This window comes from Synechococcus sp. R3-13 (assembly GCF_047462195.1).
Classification (GTDB): Bacteria; Cyanobacteriota; Cyanobacteriia; order Thermostichales; family Thermostichaceae; genus Thermostichus.
In genome coordinates, this window is sequence record NZ_JANSIO010000237.1 from 1 (window position 1) to 2,408 (window position 2,408).

Sequence of the window (2,408 nt, forward strand, 5' to 3'; positions counted from 1 at the left end):
TTGTGGCCCCCACAACCCTGGCCCCCCAGGAATTGGCCTCTCGACCGGGCTATTTCTCGCGGCCCGATGCGGTTTTTTTCGCGGATCCCCGCTACCCCGAAGGCAACCGTCATATCTTGGAGTTCGACGCCGAAACCTGCCGCCGGTGCATCGCCGCCTACGACAAGCTGAATCGCCCCACCCCCTGCGTTGCCGACTGCACAGCAGAGGTACACCACATCCGCGACCAACATGGGATCCGCTCCCATGCCATGTCTTTGGAAAACTGCATCCAGTGCCGCACCTGCGAGATCATCTGTCCCCACTTAAACTTGCGGGTCAACCCCAGCTACGAGGGATCCGGGCCGGATTTCTATGGGCTGTAGCCGTTGCTGAGGTTAACTCAGTTCGCTGCAGCTCGCCTGATCCTGGGGGTCTAGCAATTATCCAAAGCAGAATGGATCTGGCCATCTTGGCCGGCGATCCCAGGGATCCAAGCAACCTAGGAAATTGGCTAGGTTGGGTTAGGGCTTGTTGGAGATCTTTTGTCGGTGAGCGATTCTTTGGATGTCCAGGCTCCTCTGCCCGCTATCTTGGCCGATCTGCAAGAAGCTCTGGAATCCCTGGGGTTGGGCCATCTTCAGGTACAAGCGCGGCTTTCCGGCCACCGCCTGTTGCTGCGTCTAGAAGGGGATCCCCTGCCTGAGCCGGATGCTTTGCTGGGGAACCTCTCGCCGGCATTGGAGCACATGGCGCTGACCCACAGGCAACGTCAGGTGGAGCTGTTTGGCTTTCTGGCCAATGAAGGGATCCCAGAATGGCACTGCGAGTGGCGCTACCAGCCCCAGCCCAACCCCAACAGCCCTCTGTATCGCGCTCAGCGGGGGGATGGGGTAGCCATCCAGCAGGTACTGAATTACCTGTTGCGTCCAGAAGGGATCCAAGCACGGGTTCATTTCCATCCCAAGCTGGGCCTCTTGCAGGTGAACTTGCAGGCGGCAGAAGCCCCGGATCCGGATTGGGCTAGGGATTTTCTGCGGCGAGCCTTAACCCGTCTGGAATGGACTTTTTTGCAACGGCTGCGGCTTTCCGGGCAGAAACTGGGCTCCTTTTTCCCGGCCTGGAGCCAGGAGTTCGATCTCAAACAGCCCGCCTTTTGGCAGGCCCCCCAAGTGCCCTTGACCGGGCGATCCCCCATCTCAGAGAGAGAAATCTCTCCGCTGGATAAGCCGCCACCCCCTTCTCCTGCCTCCCAGACTGAATCTCCGGGTGTCAGTTGACGGAGGAGATAGTAAGTAGCCGAGCGTTTGCAGCCGCTGGCTGAGCGTATTCTGAAGGACAGTGCTCGTTGGGGTTGGCCATGCGGGTTGTTTTTTTCGGCACGCCAGAGTTTGCCCTGCCTTCGCTGCAGATCCTGTTGCAGCCGCAGTCTCCCTTTGAAGTGGTGGGATTGATCTGCCAGCCGGATCGGCCCCAGGGACGGGGACAAAAGGTGCTCCCGCCCGCTACCAAAGTGTTGGCTCAAGCCCACGGGATCCCGGTGTGGCAGCCTGTCCGCCTACGGCGGGATCCCCAAGTGCTGGCGGCTCTGGAGGCGCTGGCTGCCGATGTGTTTGTGGTGGTGGCCTACGGCCAGATCTTGCCCCTGACGGTGTTGCAGATGCCCAAGCTGGGCTGTGTGAATGTGCATGGATCCCTCCTGCCCGCCTATCGTGGCGCTGCTCCCATCCAGTGGGCCATTGCCAACGGAGAAACCGAGACCGGCGTGACCACCATGCTCATGGATGAGGGAATGGATACGGGGGCCATCCTGCTCCAGGCCAAGCTACCCATTGGGCCAGAGCAAACCAGCCTAGAATTGGCACCCCAACTGGCTCAACTGGGGGCAGAACTCTTGGTGGAAACACTCCTGAAATTGGAGAAAGGCGAACTCACCCCCATCCCTCAGGACGGATCCCGGGCAACCTACGCCCCTTTGCTCAAAAAACAAGACTTTCACCTCGACTGGCAGCGCCCTGCCCAGGCCTTGCACAACCAAATCCGCGCCTTTTCTCCCGACTGTTTCACCAGTTTGAGGGGGCAGCGGATCAAAATTGTCCGCTCTGCCTCTCCTCAGTTGCACCCACCCCCTGGCGATCTCCCCCAAGGCAGCCCTGGCGAGGTGGTGGGATTGGCCAGGGGAGAAGGAGTCTATGTAGCCACCGGAGAGGGATCCCTATTGATCCGGCGGGCGCAGCTGCCTGGCAGAAAAGAACAATCGGCTTGGGACTTGGTCAATGGCGGCCAGCTCAAGGTGGGAATGCGCTTTGAGCCGCTGCCCAATTCTTGAGAGCCCACACACAGGGATCCCTTGGGCGTGGTCAACCCAAATGGTGGCGAATAAATGGTGGCGAATACGGTCGTGTTGATCTTATGTTAGGATAGAGAGA

At 59.6% G+C, this 2,408-nt stretch carries 2 protein-coding genes and 1 pseudogene; all 3 read left to right on the top strand.

Annotated features, from left to right (window positions below; genetic code table 11):
* Positions 1-365: pseudogene (locus NW856_RS07440) on the top strand (electron transfer flavoprotein); the annotation flags it as partial.
* A 165-nt stretch (positions 366-530) separates the two neighbouring features.
* Positions 531-1,259: a hypothetical protein gene (locus NW856_RS07445; protein WP_414399687.1), complete on the top strand. Its 729-nt coding sequence runs from the start codon at positions 531-533 to the stop codon at positions 1,257-1,259.
* 80 nt (positions 1,260-1,339) lie between these two features.
* Positions 1,340-2,308, top strand: a complete 969-nt coding sequence (gene fmt, locus NW856_RS07450; RefSeq protein ID WP_414399688.1) for a methionyl-tRNA formyltransferase — start codon at positions 1,340-1,342, stop codon at positions 2,306-2,308.
* The last annotated feature ends 100 nt before the right edge of the window (positions 2,309-2,408 follow it).